Consider the following 20,436-nt stretch of genomic DNA (forward strand, 5'->3'; position numbering starts at 1 on the left):
GGTATGACCACCATGCGGTTATCTCGCTGGCATTATCCATTTGGCTTATCCCAAACCACGCGCCCACGCTTGATCACTTGCTCAACCGGCATACCACCCAACTCGTACATTAACCAGCGATAATCGCCGGTCGTCAACACCAGCAGATCGGCCTGCATACCCGGCATCAAAGATCCCACTCGCCCGCCCAAGCCGATAGCATGCGCAGCATTCACCGTTGTAGCAATCAGTGCTTCAGCCGGTAACATACCCATGTAACGGCAGGCAATCGCCATCGTCAGCGGCAGCGATACAGAGGGAGCCGAACCAGGATTGGCATCAGTACTGAGCGCGACCGCGACGCCAGCATCGATCATCTGACGCGCGGCAGCAAAGTGGATGAGTCCCAGATTGAGCGAAACGAGCGGCAGCAAGACGGCGATGGTTGAGCTGTTAGCCAGCGTCGCGAACGCCGGAGCAGCAGTCACATCAAGATGATCGACCGAGGTGGCCCCCAGCTCAAGCGCCATCTCCAATCCACCCAACGCCACAAACTCGTCAACGTGGGCTTTGCGCGGTAGGCCGAAATCGCGCGCTGCGGTCAGCACCCGCCGACTCTGGGCAACATCGAACGCGCCGCGTTCGCAAAAGACATCTACAAACAGCGGAATGTCACGAGCGGCAAACGAGGATTTCCGATACCACTCATGGGCAAGCGGGAGCATTTCTGTCACGACCAGATCGATGTATTCACTAGCGCGACCGCTGAATTCCGGCGGCACGGCATGGGCCGGCAAAAAGGTCGGCACCAGTTCAATCGGTTGAGCGCCGCTCAGCAAAGCGATTGCCGCGAGCTGACGTAGCTCGGCATCGCGTTCGAGACCGTAACCGGTTTTAACCTCGGCGGTTGTGGTACCGAGTTGGAGCATCTGACGCAACCGCGGCAACGTTTCCGCTACCAGCTTCATGGTCGTAGCCGATCTGGTCAACTGCATTGTGCGCAGGATTCCGCCGCCGGCAGCCATAATCTCCTGATACGTTGCGCCGGCACACCGCTGTTCAAATTCCGCCACCCGGTCACCGGCATAGACGATATGGGTATGGCAATCGATGAGGCCGGGGCAAAGAGCGCGCCCGCGAGCATCAATCTCATGTATCGGATGAAAACGACGACGCAACTCATCGCTTGCGCCAACGGCAATGATGGTTGTATCACGGATGGCAACCGCGCCATTGGTGATCATAGCCAGCTCGCGCAGCGCAGCGCCACGGCGCGGGCCGGGAGGGCCGGCGCAGGTCACCACCTGCGCGGCAGAATGGATAAGCAGATCGCACGGCTCCATAAGCATGCTCCTGTGTGGAAACGCCGGGCTATCACAGGACAAAGCGATTGGTTCTCTCTGGGCAGAGACACAAGATTGGTCGCCGGAAACAACGATCCGTTAGCCGGGTCTCAAGCAATCTCAGTCTTGTAGCATTGGAATATCGATCCCATGGTGACGCGCGAAGGCGATCGCTTCGGGGTAGCCGGCATCGGCGTGACGGACAACGCCCATGCCTGGATCGGTTGTTAACACCCGCTCGATCCGCCGCGCGGCTTCGGGAGTGCCATCGGCCACAATCACCTGGCCGGCATGGATGCTGTAGCCAATCCCGACACCACCACCGTGATGAATGCTCACCCACGTAGCGCCGTTGACCGCGTTGATGAGCGCATTGAGCAGGGGCCAATCGGCGATTGCATCAGAACCATCACGCATCCCTTCAGTTTCGCGATTGGGGCTGGCCACCGATCCGGCATCAAGATGGTCGCGCCCGATCACAATCGGCGCTTTGACTGCGCCGCTGGCCACCAGATCGTTGAGAAGGAGACCGGCTTTAGCCCGTTCACCATAGCCTAGCCAGCAAATGCGCGCCGGCAAACCCTGAAACGCAACATGATCGCGCGCCAGTCGCAACCAGCGACCAAGATGTTCGTCAGCGGGAAAGAGTTCGCTCATAGCGCGATCGGTGACGTAGATGTCTTCAGGATCGCCAGAGAGAGCTACCCAGCGGAACGGACCTTTGCCTTCGCAGAAGAGAGGGCGAATGTAAGCGGGAACAAAACCGGGGTAGCTAAAGGCATCATGCACACCGGCATCAAACGCGCGCTGGCGCAGATTGTTACCGTAGTCAAACACCACGCAACCGCGCTTCTGCCATTCAAGCAGAACGCGCGCGTGCTCGGCTATAGAGGCCATAGCGCGGCGGTCGTATTCGGCGGGATCGCGCTCGCGCAGTTCTGCTGCTTCGGCGAGTGATAATCCGGCGGGGATGTAGCCGTAACGCACATCGTGAGCGCTTGTCTGATCGGTGGCCACATCTGGCGTAACCCCTCGGCGCAGCATCTCAGGCAACAGCTCACTGGCATTACCAATCAACGCAATCGAGAGTGGCACACCGGCAGCGCGAGCCTCTTCGGCCCACGTCATCGCCTCTTCCAGATCATCGCTCAGGCGATCAACCTGACGTAAACGCAGGCGCCGCTCGGCCCGCCAGCGATCTATCTCAACCGCAATCACTACTCCTTCATTCAACGTCACTGCCAACGGCTGCGCGCCACCCATTTCCCCCAGACCGGCAGTCACCACCAGCTTACCGCGCAACGTTCCCCACCCCGCCGAACGCGCCAGCGCGCCAAACGTTTCGTAAGTCCCCTGCAAAATACCCTGTGTGCCGATGTAGATCCAGCTTCCCGCCGTCATCTGGCCGTACATGGTCAACCCAGCCGCTTCCCAGCGGTCGAAGTTGGCCTGCGTGGCCCAGGCCGGCACCAGATTGGAGTTGGCCAGCAGCACCCGCGGCGCGTCGGGGTGAGTGCGAAAGACCGCAACTGGCTTGCCCGACTGGACGAGCAGCGTCTCATCGGGCTTAAGGCGGCGCAGCGTGGCGAGAATGGCATCAAAACACTCCCAGTTACGCGCAGCCCGCCCACGACCACCGTACACGATCAGGTGTTCGGGATCAAACGCGACATCGGGGTCAAGGTTATTCTGGATCATGCGGTAAGCGGCTTCAATCTGCCAGTTGGCACAGGTCAATTCAGTGCCGCGGGGAGCGCGGATCACGCGAGTCATTGTGTACCTCCTTGTACGATGATGGCATCCACAGCCAGTGCGCACCAATGCGTTGTCGTCGTTATGGTAGCCTGAAACGGCTATCAAGACAAGAGTGAGGGAGATCGGTGATAGCGACTTGCGCCCACTGAGCGGGAACCCGGTTCATTACCACTAGCAACCTATCTGTGCAGAGCGGCGGTCGAGCCAGCAACCACCGGCAACAGAAGCATGCAGAACTTTCGTCCGCGTCCCTTCCGTTTACCACAAAGCTCAGACACCCTGCTCAACTCGCATTCATCGATATGTAGCGATGAAACGTTGCCGCAGCAGTCTCGGTCAACGACTGACCGTGACCAAAACACAGTGTGGTAAAGGTATAGCGATCAAGACGCTGGAGACTGGCAGCAGCTACTGCTTCTTCTTCAAGAATAATTGGCGCTTGCAAGCTTTTGCCTCTATGCATCACGGCATCGGCGACAAAGAGTGTTTGTTGAGCCGGCCAGTAGAGGCCAATCTGACCGGCACTATGACCGGGAATGTGTATGACCTTGAAACCGCCGGCGATCGGGATCACGTCGTTATCTGTTACCTGACGGTCGATAGCGGTTGGCGTGATGGTAGTCGGCATGAGCCATTTGGCGACACCAAACGCTAACTGGTTAAACCAGCCTTGCGCGCTATGGGCAGTTGGTCGCAGCGCCTGCCCCCGCGCCACCTGTTCAGCGTCAAGCGGATGCATCCAGACCTGGGCGTCGCTCTGCGCTTGCAGTGTCGCCACATTGCCGGCGTGATCAACGTGGTGATGGGTAACAATGATATGCCGCACATCGGTAATCGCGCGCCCTAACGCATGTAAACCGGCAAGGACACCCCGACCACGATCGGGATAGCCGGTGTCGATCAGCGTGACCCCGCCAGCGGTTAGAATGAAAAAGACATTCACCGTTCCTAACGGGATCGGCAGCTCGAGTTCGTACAAACCGGGTACGATCAAGCGGGGGACAGGCATAGGGTTTACCTTTATTGTAGAATGCTCACTTTAGAGCACTAATAATTCTCTTTCAACCACTGTCGCCAGCCGGCATCGAACTCTTCGTAGGTCATGCCAAACGCTTTTTGTAACGCTTTATCGTAAAACTCGATCCCGGTGCCCGGCGTATCACGCACCGCAGCAGCAAAACGCCAAAAACCATCGAGACCACCCTGCGTTTCTACGATATACGCCACCAGCGAATAGGCAAAACCATACGCCAGGCCACGATCAACCTCTAGCGTCGTCATGTGATCCATGTCTTGCGGGCGCACGCCGCCATTGGGATCGACCAGCGGGATAATCCGCCCCATCCGCACAGCGGCGCTCACCGCACCACGGCGTGGATTGTTCGAGACATACTCGGCCAGCCCCTCACTCATCCAATCGGTAATGCGATACTCTTGGGCAAAGGCGCGCGTATAGGCCCAGTGAGTCAATTCGTGGACGATTGTGCTGTAGAGTTCGCCTTCCCACCCAACATTCGGATCGTAGCTACCGAAGGCATACGAGAAGGGGGCAAAGATGTCGACCCGATCGTTGCGCGGGCGCGAGCCGGCGGAATACCAGGCCAGCGAGTTGGGATTAACCGGTGGGGTGATGCCAAAGATAGGGCGCAAGTAGACGTTGAACTTGTTGTCGGGTGTTCGTCCCAAGACATCAATCACCTGCTGACGGGCGCGAATCACCATATCTTCGATCACATCGTTGACTTCTGCCGCCCACTCATACGTGTTCAGCGTAAAATACTCGTTGTCGATCTTGATCTTCTCGCCGAGCTGCTCTTCCGTCGGTTCACTCATCACCCATCGCCCATCACCGGCCTGGATGAAGAGAATGTCGCGATGGAAACCGCCATCATTGATGGTTGCCTGCCAGAACCCGTGCGGACGGGCTTTAACCTCGAGCACCCGCATCGCGCTAAACTGCATTCCGCCAAACGATGAAGATTGAAACGTATTGAACCGCTCTTCGACCAGGCGACGGAAGGGGGCATTTGTCTGGTCAACCACCGAGCGGAGTAGTTCAACATTGTTGCTATTGTACGCTTCGATATACGTATCCAGTGCCTGTTGGATACCGGCAGCAACGACAGCCGGAGTCAGTTCGGCAGCCATTGGCGTTGGCTCAACCGGCGCAGGCGCGCTGGTAGTCGGCGCCACCGTCGGGTCTGGCACAACTGTAGTGGCGCCAGGCGATTGAGCGGGCTGACTGACACAAGCCGTCAAGACGAAGATGAAGAGCAGGATGAGACTAACCCTATGCATGTGGAAACCTCCCACTGAGACCTTTGATCAACCACTATTGTACCGCGTTTACCCTTGATTTGGGATATACTACGCAGCGCGAGACAATACCTTGCGTAGCAACCAGCCAGTTCATTCAGCGACGCCATGCGCGCCGATAGTCCCTGGCGGATAGCGATCAGTTACAGTTAGCAGAGATGTTATGGATCCCGGGCTTATTCACTGGCTCCGTTCAGCGGAAGGAACAGCGATCCTGAGCGAACTGGCCGGACGTGAATTGCGCGACACCGATATTCTGATCGAAATCACCCGGTTACGTCGCCACTTACCCGCCGAACGCGCACGCGCAGCCGTTGAGCAGACCCTGCTCCGACGCAAGGCTGCCGCCAAATTTCCGCGCGCCGACAGGATGTTCTTTACCCGCGATGCGCTTGAGCAGGCATCAGCGGCGTCAGTCGCAGCTCACCGCGCGCGCAGGCTGGCCCCAACCGGCCTGGTTGCCGATCTCGGTTGTGGCATTGGCGGCGATACGATTGCGCTGGCGAGTGCTGGCGCACAGGTTATTGCCGTCGATCGCGACCCGGTACGACTGGCGCTAGCCCAGGCCAACGTCGAGGCGCTCGGCCTCGCGGAACGGGTAACCTTCAGCGAACGCGACCTCCTGCGTGAACCACCGCCACCAGCCCAGGCTCTCTTCTGCGACCCGGCCCGCCGCATTGGCGACCGGCGAATATTCGATCCAAATGCCTACCAGCCGCCGTTGTCCCACGTCTTGAGCTGGCGACGACAGACGCCGGCGCTGGCGGTGAAACTGGCGCCTGGTATCGATCGGGCTGAATTACCGGTAGAGGCTGAAGTTGAATTTGTGTCACTTGATGGTGAACTAAAAGAAGCGGTGCTCTGGTGCGAGCCATTGGCGACGGCAAGCCAGCGCGCGACCGTGCTGCGCAGCGATAACACGATGGCAACTATAACCAACCACTCACCGCCATTGCCACCGCTGAGTCTGCCGCTTGCTGTCCTTTACGAACCCGACCCGGCAGTAATTCGGGCCGGACTGGTGGCCGAGCTAGCGGCAGCCATTGGCGCGGCGCAACTCTCGCCCGATATTGCCTACCTCACCGCTCCGACGCACAACCCAACACCATTTGCCCGCGCCTGGTCAATCGTGACGTGGTTGCCATTCAATCTCAAACGCCTGCGCGCTCTGCTGCGCGAGCTTGATGCCGGCCCGGTAACGGTCAAGAAACGTGGTTCGCCACTCGACACCGATACTCTGGCCCGCCAGTTGCGCGGCAAAGGTGAGCGCGCACTGATAGTTGTGCTGACCCAGATTCCCGCCGGGCCGGTTGCGCTGATTTGTGAAGAGCAAACAACCGATCAGCACAAGAGCTACACCGGTTGGAATCCAACTAACGATTGATAACAGAACAAGGTCAACTATGATACCGTAGGAGCAAAATGGTTGACTGATCAGAAAGTTTCCCAACATGACGCTAACGCGCGCGACTCGTTACCGAGGGTTGATCATCCTCATTGTCATCAATTTCATGATGTACGCCGGATTTTTCATGGTCATTCCCCTGGTGTCGGTGCATTATGTCCAGACCATGGGCTTCGCTGCCGTGACGGTTGGCATGGCGCTGGCGCTACGGCAACTCGTGCAGCAGGGAGTGAGCGTCGGTGGCGGCGTGCTGGCAGATCGATTTGGCGGGCGAGGGCTGATTACTGCGGGTGTGCTGGTGCGCGCCGCCGGCTTCGCCAGTCTTGCCTTTGCCAGCAACCCACCGTTACTCTTTCTAGCCATGCTGCTTTCGGCGCTAGGTGGAGCCTTGTTTGAAGCGCCGAGCCGGGCAGGCATTGCCGCGCTCACCACGGTAGACGAGCGCGCACGGGCATTCTCGATTAACGGTGTTGGCGGCGGACTCGGCATGGTTATCGGGCCATTTCTCGGCGCAATGCTGCTCGACTTTGGTTTCAGCACAGTAGCGCTGGCGGCAGCCACCTGTTTTGCCCTGATCGGCGCAATCAGCCTGCTCTTGCCACCGATTGAAACCGCCAGCGACCGCGCGCAGCTCGGCTTCGGCCTGGGATTGGCGCTGCGCGATCGGCCATTCCTCATCTTTACAATTCTGCTAACCGGCTTCTGGTTCATGTGGGTGCAATTGACGATCAGCCTGCCACTGGTAGGCGAACGACTGGCCAACGCCGCCGATGCCGTGCGCTGGATCTACGGCATCAACGCGGGCATGACGGTCGTGTTGCAATTGCCGCTAATTGGGCTGGCCGAACGCTGGTTGCGGCCATTTACGATCCTCAGTCTTGGGATTATGCTGATGGCGTTCGGTTTGGGGATGGTAGCTGTCGCCAATTCGTTCACGATCCTCATCGGCTGCGTTATCATCTTCACCATCGGCACGCTGCTGGCCACACCGTCACAACAGAGCGTCACGGCAGCGCTGGCCGATCCGCGCGCACTCGGTTCCTACTTCGGGGTCAATGCGCTGGCGCTAGCCTTTGGTGGTAGCCTGGGCAACCTGAGCGGCGGCTGGCTGATTGACCTGGCTGAAGCGCTGCAAGCGCCAGCGCTACCCTGGATCACCTTCGCAGCTATCGGGCTGACCAGCGCGATCGGTATGATCATTCTCGGACAGACCCTGCATCAACGCCGCGCTGTGACACATCTGGCCGAGGCACAATCACGGTAGTGAAACGAACCGGCTGACAGGAACGCCGCAATCGCGCGCTGCATACCACGCTCACGGGCCGAAAAAACATACTTTACAATAGACGCACCTCCTCAATCTTAGCCAGGAAAGGATATTCGCTGTGCCTAACAACCGTTTCGCTTTTTTCAACGGAGAGATCGTACCCATCGAGCAGGCGACGGTCAGCGTCATGACCAATGCGCTCAACTACGGTACCGGTTGCTTCGAAGGCATCCGCGGTTACTGGAATCCGGATCATCAGCAGCTCTACGTGTTCTGTTTGCGTGAACACATGGAACGGCTGCGCCGCTCGGCGCGCATCTTGCTGATGAAACTGCCCTATAGCGTTGATGAACTCTGCCAGATCACGATTGACCTGTTGCGACGCGAAGAGTTCCGCGAAGACGTGTACATCCGTCCATTGCTCTACAAGAGTGATCCGGCGATTGCAGTGCAGATGCATAATCTGACCGATAGCTTCACTATGTTCGCAGTCGGCTTCGGCCAATATCTGGCCGGTTCAACGATCAGAGCCTGTATCTCTTCGTGGCGACGGATCGATGACAATATCATCCCCTCGCGGGCGAAAGCATGTGGTTCGTATCTCAATTCAGCGCTTGCCAAAAGCGAGGCATTGCTGAATGGCTATGACGAAGCGATCGTTCTGAGCAACGACGGTCATGTGGCCGAAGCTTCGGCAGCCAATCTCTTCATCGTCCGTAACGGTGTGTTAATTACGCCACCAACCAGTGGCGACATCCTTGAAGGAATCACCCGACAGGTGGTTATGGAGCTGGCACGCAACCAGTTGGGTATTCCCGTGCGCGAAGCCTCCATCGACCGCACCGAACTCTACGTAGCCGATGAAGCCTTTTTCTGTGGCACGGGGGCAGAGATCAAGCCAATTGTCGAGATCGACCGTCGGCCAATTGGCGACGGCACGATTGGGCCAATCGGCACGATGCTGGTCAATCTATACGCTGACGTAGTGCGTGGCCGCATCGGCGCATATCGCCATTGGTGTACACCGGTGTACACAGATTGAGCAGGTAAACCGGTTAGAACATCATTGCCGGCAGAGCGGATGCACAACGCTTATGCTCTTGCTCTGCCGGCTAACTGATGGCAATCGGCGAAAAGATGTCGGCAACCCTGTGGATGAACCGCTGGCGCGGGCAACACGGCAGAAGCGGCTGCGTTTACCGGCACAGCCGCAGGTCAGAGCAGACCTCCCTCGCTCATCTGCCCTCTGCTGTTCCCGACGACAACTTGTTTAACCACAAGACAACAATTCTTTCCCTCGACGCAGCCAGAGGCGCATGGTATAATTTCACACAACTTGTGACAAAGCTGTCAAACGAACGGCCCGACAAAGGAGTTTGGCCATGATCACGAAGCGACCCGGCTCTGCCGGCAAAGTCCGTGTCACCTTCTCGTTGCCTGCTGCCCTGTGGGCCGACACGATCTATCTTGTCGGCGACTTTAACGGCTGGAATCCCCGCGCCACACCTTTGCGCGCCACCGAACACGGCTGGATGACTACCCTCGAACTTGAGGCCGGTCGCACCTACCAGTACCGTTACCTGGTCAATCACAACGAATGGCACAACGACTGGAACGCCGACGGCTACGCGCCAAATCCATATGGTGGCGACAACTCGGTGGTTGACACCACCATCTTTGCCTCTACGCCAGACACCCGGGACACCGCGGCGTCAGAGCCGCAGCGACCGATCGTCACCCCTCTTCAACCCCGCCTGCGTCTTGTTTCAACCGGTTAGCGGTAAAGTTTGTTATAATGCCGATAGCGATGCGATGGGGCGCAGATCGCTGCGCCTTTTCGCATATTGTGCAGATAATCAGGGCAGATCGAAGCTTGCTCTCGCTTATAACCTGTCTAGCGCGAACATCTGCCAGACTAATCGTTCTTGACACCTGACAAGGCCAATCATGACCACTCATAGCATACCGGTGCTCGATTTTGGATCGCAAACGGCGCAGTTGATCGCGCGTCGATTGCGCGAACTGGGGTATTACAGCGAATTATTGCCACACGACGCGCCAGAAGCGCAAGTACGGGCACTATCGCCGGTCGGAGTCATCCTGAGCGGCGGCCCGGCCAGCGTTTACGAACCAGGAGCGCCCACGCTGCCGGACTGGTTGCCAGACAGTCACCTGCCGGTGCTCGGTATCTGCTACGGCATGCAGTTAATCAGCCATGCGCTCGGCGGCATCGTCAACCGACCTGCCGGGCGGGAATACGGTCCGGCTATCATCAACCTTACCCAGCCGCATCCGCTCTTCGCCGACACCCCTACCGAGCAACCGGTCTGGATGAGCCACGGCGACCGGATCGAACAACTGCCTGCTGGCTTTACAGCGATTGCCGCCAGCCCGGCCACCCCCTTCGCCGCTATCGCCGACGACCAACGGCGCTGGTACGGTGTCCAGTTTCACCCGGAAGTGGTGCATACCGTCTATGGACGGACGCTGCTGGCCAATTTCGCCCGGCTGTGCGGCGCACAGCCAGAATGGCAACCGGGCAGCTTTGTTGCTGAAGCAGTAGAACGGGTGCGCGCCCAGGTTGGATCGGATGGGCGCGTGATCTGCGCACTCTCGGGTGGGGTCGACTCGGCGGTGGCAGCGCTGATCATTCACCGGGCTATCGGCGACCGCCTGACCTGCGTCTTTGTTGATAATGGCCTGTTGCGCGCCGGGGAAGCGGAACAGGTCATTAACACTTTCCGTGAACATTTTCACGTGCCACTCATTGCGGTTGATGCCCGCGAAGAGTTTCTGGCGGCGCTGGAAGGTGTTGTCGATCCCGAACAGAAACGAAAAATCATCGGCGAGAAGTTCATTCGCATCTTCGAGCGCGAAGCGCGCGCGCTAAGCGGGGTTGAGTTCCTGGCGCAGGGAACCCTCTACCCGGACGTGATCGAGTCCACTGCGCCTGACCGGCCAAAGGCAGCCAAGATCAAAACGCATCACAATGTCGGCGGGTTGCCGGCTGATATGCAGTTGAAACTGGTCGAGCCACTGCGCTATCTGTTCAAAGATGAAGTGCGCGCCGCCGGTTTACAGCTCGGTCTACCGGAAGAGTGGGTCTGGCGGCATCCCTTTCCCGGCCCAGGCCTGGCCGTGCGGATCATTGGCGCAGTCACGTGGGAACGGCTTGAAACGCTGCGGCAGGCCGACAAAATCTTTCTGGAAGAGCTGCGCGCCAGCGGTTACTACCGCGCAACGCAGCAAGCCTTCGCCGTGCTACTACCGGTGCAGAGCGTCGGCGTAATGGGCGATGGCCGCACCTACGGCTACACCATTGCCTTGCGCGCAATTACGACCGAAGATTATATGACCGCCGATTGGGCGCGCTTGCCTTACGAATTGTTAGCCCTCGTCAGCAGCCGGATTGTCAATGAAGTTGAAGGCGTCAATCGAGTCGTCTACGACATCTCATCAAAACCACCGGCTACCATCGAATGGGAGTAGTCACACCCGCTGCTGCATGTTACAATGAGGCCATGCGCGTACCACGAACTATCGCAATCGACGGCCCATCAGCCGCAGGTAAAAGCACTCTCGGCGCATTGTTGGCCGGCGCATTAGGATACCTGTACTTCGATACCGGTGTGATGTATCGCGCGCTGGCGCTGGCCGCATTACGCGCCGGGATCGATCCTGATGATGAAGCAGCGTTGACCGAACTGGCTCACCGATTGGTGATCGATGTAACACCGCCAACGGTGGCTGATGGACGACAGTATACCGTGCTGGTTGATGGCGAGGATGTAACCTGGGCAATTCGCGCGCCAGAAGTGGAACGGATCGTCTCGCGAGCGGCTCGCTTTCCGGCAGTGCGACGTGAGATGGTGCGCCAGCAACAGGTTATCGGTCGGCGCGGGCAGGTTGTGATGGTAGGGCGCGACATCGGCACGGTGGTCATGCCCGATGCCGATCTCAAGATCTATTTGCAAGCGTCGCTTGATGAACGAGCGCGCCGTCGCGCTGCCGATCTGCGCCGACGCAACATTGATATGCCACTCGAACAGATTGCCGCAGCGCTGGCCGAACGCGATGCGCTTGACGCGCATGTTTCGCAACCGGCTGCCGATGCGATTGTGCTGGTCAATGACGGGTTAACACCTGATGAAGAAGTGGCATGGGTGCTGCGTCAGTTTATTTCTGACGAACATGCACTCGAAAGTGGTCACGAACATGGATGAACCAACCCGACCATCTGCTTGATTGCGCGGCTATCCACCAGCGAGGAGGAAGCGTGAAACAAGGCAGTATCCTCGACCGTTTGCTATACGAAGATGCTGACGCTGCGCTTGATCTTGCGCCAAACGAGGAGATTCTCTACGTTACTGGGCGACACTGGATCATTCTCCTTGCGCGCCTGATCGTGCCGCTGATCGGCATTTGCTTCTTCGGAGGCATTGCCCTGTACCGCGCGATTGGCGGCGGCTTTCTGGTGACAGATACCGGTGAACCAACCGGCTTTGATCTCTTCAATATTGTGCTGGTGTTGATCGAAGCCGTGTTGATGCTGTTTTGGGTAGCGTTGTGGGTGCGCGGCGGCAAAGATCCAAATCCGGGTCGCGTTTTGCTGGCGGCAAATCTGGCTCTGCTGGCGTTGATCTATTTTCGTTACAACGGCGGGCGCATTTTCTACATCGATCCCGGTCGTTTTTTCGGCCAGGCATTTGATCCGCTGAACTTACTGCTTATCGGCTTCGCAATAGTCAGTCTCTTCTCGATCTTCTTTGTGGTCTACGACTGGCTCAATGATGAGCTAATCCTCACCAACCGTCGGGTTGTATACGATAACGATCAGGTCTTCATTCCCCGCCTGCTGGAACAGCGCGTCCAACAACAGATTTTCATTGAAGAAGTTCAGGATGTGAACGCTGCGACCAAAACATATCTGCAACACTGGTTCAAGTACGGCACAATCATCATCAAATCGGCTCGAATCGGCGGCAATATCGAGTTTCGGGGCGCGCGCGATCCGAAAGAGATGCAGCGCCGGATTATGGCGCAGGTGAATGAAAACCGACGCCAGCGCAACGAAACCGATTTAGCGAAGATGGTTGAAAGCCGGGTTTATAACGAGCCATCACAGAAGTTGAAGCGTCAGTTGCCGGCCACGGCGCCCCGCTGGCAATGGCTAAGCTGGCTCTTGCCCCCTAACCCTGAAGTTCAGGCCGAAAAAGAGACGATCATCTGGCGAAAGCACTGGCTGTTTATGCTGCAAGGTCTCTTTCCACCCTTTGCAATGCTGCTGGTAGGATGGATTGTGATCGTCATGGTGGGCAGTTGGGGGCTGTTATCGTCACTCTGGCTCATGGTCTTGAGCATCGCGCTCGTGATCGCTTTTCTGGCCTGGGCCGCGTGGGAAGTGGAAGATTATCGCAACGACATGTATATTCTCACTCCCACCAATATTATCGACGTGGAAAAGAAGCCATTCGGCCCGGAAGATCGACGCGCGGCCAGCCTTGGCGCGGTCACCAACGTTTCGTTTGAGACAACGTTTATTAGCAACCTGCTCGGTTACGGCGATGTAGTGGTAGAAACGGCGGGCAGTGGCGGTAAATTCACCTTTACCCATGTGCCTAATCCACGCGATGTTGTCAGCATGATCAATGATTATTACGTCTTGTTTAAACGGGCTGATAAGGAGCGCTCACTCAATGATATGCTCGAACTGTTGCGCCACTATCACCTCGCTCAACAACGACACAACGAGTTGCTCAGCTCAGTAAACAATGGCGCAACCATCCCACTCAACGCCGAGCAATCAGTTAACACGCCGGCATTGCCTCCGGGGTCAGAGAATCCTGCTCCGACTGCGCCCGCCACTTCCCAACCCGACCAAAGCTCAGCGTCAGGATCGACGCCAGCGAGTCCTGCTCCGACTGTGCCCGCCACTTCTCAACCCGACCAAAGCTCAGCGTCAGGATCGGCGCCAGCGAGACTTACTCCTGCTACGGTTATCACCCAATCTGACAGCACAACTGCGCCCGCCACTTCCCAACCCGACCAAAGCTCAGCGTCAGGATCGACGCCAGCGAGTCCTGCTCCGACTGTGCCCGCCACTTCTCAACCCGACCAAAGCTCAGCGTCAGGATCGGCGCCAGCGAGACTTACTCCTGCTACGGTTATCACCCAATCTGACAGCACAGCGGAAATACCGCCAACCCTGGCAAGGATCGCGCCCGCTTCCCAACCCGGCCAGTCGATGAACGGCTCGCCTGCTTCCCGGCAACCGGAGCCACCAGACAGCAAGCAGAACTACAATCTGCCCGCTTAAGGAGCTATAGCTCGCATGATCCCTCGTATTTTGCTTATCGGTTTACTGTCTCTGCTGCTAGTGTCGTCAACCGTCGCGGCGCAGCAACCGTCGCCGATTACCATCTCTGTGCGAGTCGGCCTGGACGGTGAGCGATCCATTCGCCCCAATTACTGGTTTCCGGTGCAGGTTACTTTGACCAACGATGGCCCCGACCGCGAAATCGTGTTTGAATGGCGCGATGCAGACGCGGAAAGGCTGACTCAACGCTACCGCATCGATCTACCCGGCGGCGCGCGCAAACAGATCATCCTGCCCGCGATCCAGACCGGGCGCGCAGCGCTCGCAATTGCCACATCTGATGGCGTGGAGATATGGCGTGAACGGATCAGTCTCAACCAGATCGATGCCGGATTGCTGGCGATTGGCCTGCTGAGCGACGACCCGGCTGTGTTGAGCAGTCTGACGACTGCGGATTTCATGGATAACAGACGCGCAACGCTGCTCAACCTTGAACCTGCCCTGCTAGCCGACGATCCATTTCTGCTCACGGCGTTTGATGCCATCGCCATCCGTGAATTAACTGCCGATCTACGACCAACCCAACGCGATGCGCTGCTGACGTGGGTGCAGCAAGGCGGCACCCTCCTGATTGGTGGTGGCACAACCGGCGAGACGGCGATTCGCGCTTTTGCCGATGTGCTGCCGGTCACCGTTGGGCCATTGCGTCGCGATACTCCAATCAACGAGCTGGAACGGTTAAGCGGTTTGAGCGGATTAAGCAATTTTGTGCCGACCTTGACCGCGAATACCGTCACTATGCGCCCCAATGGACAGCCGATCACCCGTGATGGCCTGATCAGTCAGGTCAGCATGGGCGCCGGGAAGATCGTCTTTGCCGCTTTCGATCTGGCTGCGCTCCGAGCCTGGCCAGGAGAGAGCAATGTGTGGAAGGCCGCGCTTGATCTGCAACCGCGCATTGAACCGGGGTCAACCTTTCGCTTTAGCTTCAACAACATCCTGCAAGGCAGCTTGACACAATCGCTCTTCAGCATCCCTTCAACAATGACATTGCTGGGGCTCATTGGCGCCTACATCATTGTTATCGGTCCCCTCCAGTTCTTGTTGCTACGCCGCTTGCGTCGGCTCGAATGGGCATGGCTGAGTACGCCACTCCTGATTGTCATCTTCCTCGGCATGACATACGGGATGAGCTTTGTTGTTCGTGGCGGGCAGGTCCAGGTTGTGCAACTGACAATCGCGCAGAGCGCGGCTGATGGCGATCAGGCCATGACGACCACCTTTACCGGCATCTTTGCCCCGCAACGGCAAAGTTACCGGTTGAATTTTCCAGAGGCAGCCATGGTCACGCCACTTGATCAAGATACTCCAATCGCGACAGAATACGATGGGAGCAGTGTCACTATCCCTGACCTTTTGTTTGACGCCGCGGCCTTTCGCACACTCATCATTGAGCAGGTAACGCCAAATCCACTCGACATCACACATCAAATTGAGCAACGCGGAAACCGCTGGGAAGGCACGCTTGGCAATGCGAGCGCCATTCGTCTGAGCGACGTAACGGTGGTAACCGGCAACGATGCGCAATGGCTGGGAACGCTTGAGCCAGGTCAGGAAGTCATCATCGACTTATCAACCGACCGCGACAACTTCATAAATACTATCCAAATGGCCGGAGGTAGTTTGCTGAGGCGCACCTCCATCCTGGAAAACCTCTTTTGGTACGGTATCTTCAATTCCCGGTTCAATCCTGCGCTTGCAGAAGCCGAGTTTCCCGGCGACGGTCTTTACCTGATTGGCTGGAGCGATCAGACTACACCGGTAATTCAGATCAACGGCGAGCCAGGCCAGACCCGTGGCGAGACGTTGTATATCATTGCCCTGCGCTGATTGGATCGACCGGCGACGAGTCAGCGGGCGCAGAGAGAAGGATTGCCTGCATTCACCGCCTGGCCTGTCATCGCTGCCGACGCAGAGTCATCACACGGATAAAGTATGACCGCTATCGTTGAAACTAAAAATCTGACTCGCTATTACGGCGAACATTTAGCTCTCAACCATCTCAACCTGCACATCCCGACGGGCGCGGTATACGGGTTTATCGGCCCTAACGGCGCCGGGAAAACCACGACCATGCGGATTCTTACCACGCTGCTACGACCATCGGGTGGCGAGGCACGGATAGCCGGATTTTCGGTTACGAACCAGCGGGCTGAAGTGCGCCGCGTCGTCGGATTTATGCCCGACTCGTTTGGCTTTTACAACAACATGACCGCCGCCGAATATCTCGAATTTTTCGCTGCTGCCTACCATATACCATCGGCGCGTCGGTCGGCGCTGATCGATGATCTGCTGACGCTGGTTGATCTGGGTCACAAACGCGATAGCGATGTAATGTCACTCTCGCGTGGCATGAAACAACGACTGAGCCTGGCCCGCACCCTGATCCATGATCCACAACTGTTGATCCTGGATGAACCGGCCAGCGGTCTCGATCCGCGGGCACGGGTTGAGCTGCGTGAACTGTTGCGCGAGCTGCGCCGGTTAGGCAAAACAATCATGATCAGCTCGCACATCCTGACCGAGCTGGCGGAAATGTGTACTCATATCGGTATTATTGAACGTGGCACCCTGCTCGCTTCCGGCGATGTCGCAACGATCATGCGATCGTTGCAGCCGCATCGCACCTTTGTCGCGCATGTCATCAGTGATGTTCAAACTGCGGTCACAATTGCCACTGCCGCTGAACATGTGCTGGCGGCGCGCGCGATCACAGATGATGGCCCGGCCCGGATTGAAATTGACATCGACGGCGATGATCACGCAGTCAGCGCACTGCTCACCCGCCTGGTAAACAACGGGGTGGAGATTATTCACTTCGCCGCGCAAACCAGCAACCTCGAAGAAATCTTCCTCAAAGTGACCGCAGGGGTGGTAGGATAGCGAAGAGCGCGCGGCAGAGAGTTGCGGATCGCACTGCTTGCACTGTACTCCAGACCAGCGAATTCTGGCCACCATGCCAGTGGATCGAGGCTATCTTAGGCGTGGGTCAGATGAGTGCGCCGGCAAGGGTGAAACATCGGTCGCGAATTGCCGCAGGCCATAGATGATAGCGCACCTTACAGGCAATGCCACAAACACGCGGCACAGCACAGAATACAGAACACAAATCGTCTGGCGAGAGGCGCATGACCTGAAAATACAGGCCCAGCACCATCCTCTCACAACGCCTGAGCCGCTTTCAGGCGACTCTCGATCAATTGGATCAGTTGCTGAGGCGTAATCCGGGGATAATAATCATAATCTATCATAATCGCCGGCACATCATCACAGGCGGCCATACAATCGAGTTCAACAATTTGCAGCTCACCGGGATGCGCCGCGCGCAAACGTGCCAGCGTCTGCCAGATGTCAGGACGGCTGCGCGCGCATAAGCGGCAGACGGTTAGTTCAACGTTGGCCATCCCCTGCCTCACTTTCTGATTTGAGTGCCGGGCCAAGGGCAAGAGGTGATCGTACTACCAGTAAATGAGATCGCGCGTACACCAGTTCAGCAGGCATCAGGTTCATGTGCATTACAGGTCACAGTGTGGCACTCCGCCAGGATCTGAAAACTGTGGCCCAAAGCGCTCGCGGGCAGGTTTGGATTGCAGGCGGGTATCTCCACGCTGATTGAAAAGCTCTCTACCGAATGTCTGTGCAGATAAGCACAACTTTCCTCCCTAGTGTACACTCTTTGTCAATAGATTGCAAATGGAAAACGGCAGATATATTACCGGAAAAGACTGCGCTGCCACAGCCTGAGCGACTGTGGCAGCGGAATTATCTCGAAACATCGCCGCAGATGACGACCGACGCGCCAGCCGCATCGGGTTGTCATCCGACGCATGCCCGCAACCCGAAACAGCGCGAAACCTACGTCCAGGTACTGGCAATCGCCTCATCGCGAAGTTGGGCAAGCTTCACGGCCAGACCGATGTAGGCAGCCGGCGAAAGCGCCTGTAACTCGGCGCGCACGGCATCGCTCACCGGCAAACCGGCAATAAAACGGGCGATGTCATCGGCAGTTAAAGCGCGACCACGAGTGAACTCTTTCAGGAGTTCGTAAGGTTCGGCGAACCCTTCCCGGCGCAAGATGGTCTGGATTGCCTCGGCCAGCACTTCAGGGTGAGCTTCAAGATCGCGGCGCAGGCGGGCGCGATCGACGGCAACTTTCTGCAAACCGCGCAGTAACCGCTGATAGGCGAGCAGGCAATAGCCGAATGCAAGGCCAAGATTGCGCAGGACAGTGCTATCGGACAGATCGCGTTGCAAGCGCGAAACCGGCAACTTTCGGCTAAACAATTCGAGCAGCGCGCCGGCCAGCGCCAGATTGCCTTCCGCATTTTCAAAATCGATCGGATTGACCTTGTGCGGCATCGTCGATGAGCCTACGTCGCCGGCGCGGGCTGCCTGCACCAGATAGCCGTCACTGATATAACGCCAGCAATCCTGACTGAGATCGGTAAGGATTGTGCCGACACGCTTCAGCGCGTCACAAAGCGCTGCAAGGGTATCGTGCGGCTCGATTTGGGTCGTAAGCAAGATCGGCTCAAGATCGAGCGAACGCACGAAGGCGCGCGAGAATTTGAGCCAGTCAATCTGCGGCAAGGCAGCCTGATGAGCGGCAAACACGCCACTGGCGCCATTGAGCTTGCCGGTGATACGGATTGCCATCACGTCGTTGATCGCTCGACGCAGACGCATGTAAAAGACATTCATCTCTTTGCCAAAGGTGGTGGGAGTAGCGGGCTGACCGTGCGTGCGGGCTAACATCGGTGTCGCCGCCTCTTCATCGGCCAGTTGACGCAACCGCTCGACAATTGCCTCAAGCGCCGGCAAGAGCACCATTTCACGCGCCTCTTTTACCATCAGCGCGTAGGCCAGATTGTTGACATCTTCGGACGTAATCGCAAAATGCACGGCCTCAAGATAGCCGGTCAAACCGAGCGCCGTAAGCCGTTCGCGTAGCCAGTATTCCACCGCCTTCACATCGTGATTTATACGCCGATCCCAGTCGGCAATTGCCAGCGCATCTTCATCGCAAAACTGGCGGTAGAGCGCGCGTAGCGCCGCCTGTTGTTGTGGAGTGAGCGGCGGCACGAAGGTGATGCCGCGGGCGCGCGAGAGAAAGATCAGATACTCGACTTCAACCCGCACGCGATAACGAAAGAGAGCCGCTTCGCTGAAAAAGCTGGCCAGTGCCGCCACATCGGCGCGGTAACGACCATCAAGAGGGCCAAGCGCAGCCAGATGCGCCATATCTCCAGTTGTCATCGGTCATTTCCTCCAAATCATTGCCTGTCTGCTGTGCGAAGGGTACCACAAAATTGACGAGATGTATCACTCTCTCAAAAAGGCTTTTGGATGGATCCTGTGCAAGACATTGACATACTCTAAGCAATCGGTTACGATGGTTATCAGAGGGCTAAATATTTGTTACCAGAATAATCGACACTTTGATCATACGTGCCGAATGGGGAAACCTATGCGCGAAGATGATGCCCGCTCTTATCATACCAGCGCGATTGACGACATTGTGCGTCAAATCACGTGGCAAAGTCAGAAGCAGTTACTGCAAACCCTCAGTCGGCCCGAGATTGGCCTGACGTTACCACAAATGGTTACGTTATTTGCCATCCGTGAAGCGGGCATCTGTCGCATGAGCGATCTGGCTGAAATCACGCAACAATCAGCCGGGACGCTGACCGGCATTGTCGATCGCCTGATCGATGATCATCTGGTCGGCAGAGTGCGTGATGTAGAAGACCGGCGTGTCGTGCAAGTTATGCTTACCCGGCAAGGCGAACAGCGACTGGCGCTGGTCGAAGCAGCGCGTCGCGCCGATATGGATCGAATCCTGTCCCGGTTTAGCATTGAGCAGTTACGCGAACTCGAACATCTGCTCCAACTGCTGCTCGACGGCATTAATGAGCTGATCAGCGATCGCGATCTTGAGCGTTCCCCCAACGGTCAATCGAACACATCACTCAGTCGTAACGCCTGAGCGCTGGAT

The 20,436-nt window shown here is 57.4% G+C and carries 16 protein-coding genes; 10 read left to right on the forward strand and 6 right to left on the reverse strand.

Features of this window, described 5'->3' with window-relative positions:
- Positions 1–32 precede the first annotated feature (32 nt).
- The 4 genes from hutI to Q0650_RS03635 form a co-directional block, all read right to left on the reverse strand.
- On the reverse strand, positions 33–1,322 hold the full coding sequence (hutI, locus tag Q0650_RS03620; protein ID WP_298816010.1) for an imidazolonepropionase: 1,290 nt from the start codon (positions 1,320–1,322) through the stop codon (positions 33–35).
- A 120-nt stretch (positions 1,323–1,442) separates the two neighbouring features.
- Complete coding sequence (gene hutU, locus Q0650_RS03625) at positions 1,443–3,095, reverse strand: urocanate hydratase (protein WP_333691616.1); 1,653 nt, start codon at positions 3,093–3,095, stop codon at positions 1,443–1,445.
- Positions 3,096–3,360: 265 nt separating this feature from the next.
- Positions 3,361–4,086: an MBL fold metallo-hydrolase gene (locus tag Q0650_RS03630; RefSeq protein ID WP_298816014.1), complete on the reverse strand. Its 726-nt coding sequence runs from the start codon at positions 4,084–4,086 to the stop codon at positions 3,361–3,363.
- A 38-nt stretch (positions 4,087–4,124) separates the two neighbouring features.
- The gene (locus Q0650_RS03635; RefSeq protein WP_298816016.1) at positions 4,125–5,375 is read right to left on the reverse strand and encodes a hypothetical protein; all 1,251 of its coding nucleotides are present in this window, start codon (positions 5,373–5,375) and stop codon (positions 4,125–4,127) included.
- A gap of 181 nt (positions 5,376–5,556) precedes the next feature.
- Between Q0650_RS03635 and Q0650_RS03640 the strand changes: the two genes are divergently transcribed.
- The 9 genes from Q0650_RS03640 (at position 5,557) to Q0650_RS03680 (ending at position 17,324) form a co-directional block, all read left to right on the forward strand.
- A complete protein-coding gene (locus Q0650_RS03640) occupies positions 5,557–6,777 on the forward strand; it encodes a THUMP-like domain-containing protein (protein ID WP_298816018.1) in 1,221 nt (406 codons plus the stop codon).
- Between the two features lie 67 nt (positions 6,778–6,844).
- The gene (locus tag Q0650_RS03645; protein WP_298816020.1) at positions 6,845–8,062 is read left to right on the forward strand and encodes an MFS transporter; all 1,218 of its coding nucleotides are present in this window, start codon (positions 6,845–6,847) and stop codon (positions 8,060–8,062) included.
- Between the two features lie 121 nt (positions 8,063–8,183).
- Positions 8,184–9,107: a branched-chain amino acid transaminase gene (locus Q0650_RS03650; RefSeq protein ID WP_298816022.1), complete on the forward strand. Its 924-nt coding sequence runs from the start codon at positions 8,184–8,186 to the stop codon at positions 9,105–9,107.
- 340 nt (positions 9,108–9,447) lie between these two features.
- Entirely contained in the window at positions 9,448–9,843 is a 396-nt protein-coding gene (locus Q0650_RS03655) for an isoamylase early set domain-containing protein (protein WP_298816024.1), read from the forward strand.
- Between the two features lie 169 nt (positions 9,844–10,012).
- Positions 10,013–11,554, forward strand: coding sequence for a glutamine-hydrolyzing GMP synthase (gene guaA, locus Q0650_RS03660; protein WP_298816026.1), 1,542 nt, complete (start codon positions 10,013–10,015; stop codon positions 11,552–11,554).
- A 32-nt stretch (positions 11,555–11,586) separates the two neighbouring features.
- A complete protein-coding gene (gene cmk, locus Q0650_RS03665) occupies positions 11,587–12,288 on the forward strand; it encodes a (d)CMP kinase (protein ID WP_298816028.1) in 702 nt (233 codons plus the stop codon).
- Between the two features lie 53 nt (positions 12,289–12,341).
- Entirely contained in the window at positions 12,342–14,381 is a 2,040-nt protein-coding gene (locus Q0650_RS03670; protein WP_298816031.1) for a PH domain-containing protein, read from the forward strand.
- A 15-nt stretch (positions 14,382–14,396) separates the two neighbouring features.
- Positions 14,397–16,271 (forward strand): hypothetical protein, encoded by a 1,875-nt coding sequence (locus tag Q0650_RS03675; RefSeq protein ID WP_298816032.1) that lies wholly within the window; start codon positions 14,397–14,399, stop codon positions 16,269–16,271.
- A 105-nt stretch (positions 16,272–16,376) separates the two neighbouring features.
- Positions 16,377–17,324 carry an ABC transporter ATP-binding protein gene (locus Q0650_RS03680; protein WP_298816034.1) on the forward strand — a complete coding sequence of 316 codons (948 nt, stop codon included), beginning with the start codon at positions 16,377–16,379 and terminating at the stop codon, positions 17,322–17,324.
- A gap of 278 nt (positions 17,325–17,602) precedes the next feature.
- Here Q0650_RS03680 and Q0650_RS03685 read toward each other — a convergent pair whose 3' ends face one another.
- Both Q0650_RS03685 and purB read right to left on the reverse strand, forming a co-directional pair.
- Entirely contained in the window at positions 17,603–17,845 is a 243-nt protein-coding gene (locus Q0650_RS03685) for an NAD(P)H-dependent oxidoreductase subunit E (RefSeq protein WP_298816036.1), read from the reverse strand.
- Between the two features lie 451 nt (positions 17,846–18,296).
- Positions 18,297–19,697, reverse strand: coding sequence for an adenylosuccinate lyase (gene purB, locus Q0650_RS03690; RefSeq protein WP_298816037.1), 1,401 nt, complete (start codon positions 19,695–19,697; stop codon positions 18,297–18,299).
- A gap of 211 nt (positions 19,698–19,908) precedes the next feature.
- Here purB and Q0650_RS03695 point away from each other — a divergent pair, with 211 nt between their 5' ends.
- Positions 19,909–20,427, forward strand: coding sequence for a MarR family winged helix-turn-helix transcriptional regulator (locus Q0650_RS03695; RefSeq protein ID WP_298816039.1), 519 nt, complete (start codon positions 19,909–19,911; stop codon positions 20,425–20,427).
- Positions 20,428–20,436: the final 9 nt, after the last annotated feature.

The sequence above is a fragment of the uncultured Chloroflexus sp. genome (genome assembly GCF_937129525.1).
Classification (GTDB): domain Bacteria; phylum Chloroflexota; class Chloroflexia; order Chloroflexales; family Chloroflexaceae; genus Chloroflexus.

What these genes read in the sequence shown, in the direction of transcription:
- hutI (WP_298816010.1), bottom strand. Translation starts at nt 1,322, where the DNA reads ATGGAGCCGTGCGATCTGCTTATCCATTCTGCCGCGCAGGTGGTGACC.
- hutU (WP_333691616.1), bottom strand. Translation starts at nt 3,095, where the DNA reads ATGACTCGCGTGATCCGCGCTCCCCGCGGCACTGAATTGACCTGTGCC.
- Q0650_RS03630 (WP_298816014.1), bottom strand. Translation starts at nt 4,086, where the DNA reads ATGCCTGTCCCCCGCTTGATCGTACCCGGTTTGTACGAACTCGAGCTG.
- Q0650_RS03635 (WP_298816016.1), bottom strand. Translation starts at nt 5,375, where the DNA reads ATGCATAGGGTTAGTCTCATCCTGCTCTTCATCTTCGTCTTGACGGCT.
- Q0650_RS03640 (WP_298816018.1), top strand. Translation starts at nt 5,557, where the DNA reads ATGGATCCCGGGCTTATTCACTGGCTCCGTTCAGCGGAAGGAACAGCG.
- Q0650_RS03645 (WP_298816020.1), top strand. Translation starts at nt 6,845, where the DNA reads ATGACGCTAACGCGCGCGACTCGTTACCGAGGGTTGATCATCCTCATT.
- Q0650_RS03655 (WP_298816024.1), top strand. Translation starts at nt 9,448, where the DNA reads ATGATCACGAAGCGACCCGGCTCTGCCGGCAAAGTCCGTGTCACCTTC.
- guaA (WP_298816026.1), top strand. Translation starts at nt 10,013, where the DNA reads ATGACCACTCATAGCATACCGGTGCTCGATTTTGGATCGCAAACGGCG.
- cmk (WP_298816028.1), top strand. Translation starts at nt 11,587, where the DNA reads ATGCGCGTACCACGAACTATCGCAATCGACGGCCCATCAGCCGCAGGT.
- Q0650_RS03675 (WP_298816032.1), top strand. Translation starts at nt 14,397, where the DNA reads ATGATCCCTCGTATTTTGCTTATCGGTTTACTGTCTCTGCTGCTAGTG.
- Q0650_RS03680 (WP_298816034.1), top strand. Translation starts at nt 16,377, where the DNA reads ATGACCGCTATCGTTGAAACTAAAAATCTGACTCGCTATTACGGCGAA.
- Q0650_RS03685 (WP_298816036.1), bottom strand. Translation starts at nt 17,845, where the DNA reads ATGGCCAACGTTGAACTAACCGTCTGCCGCTTATGCGCGCGCAGCCGT.
- purB (WP_298816037.1), bottom strand. Translation starts at nt 19,697, where the DNA reads ATGACAACTGGAGATATGGCGCATCTGGCTGCGCTTGGCCCTCTTGAT.
- Q0650_RS03695 (WP_298816039.1), top strand. Translation starts at nt 19,909, where the DNA reads ATGCGCGAAGATGATGCCCGCTCTTATCATACCAGCGCGATTGACGAC.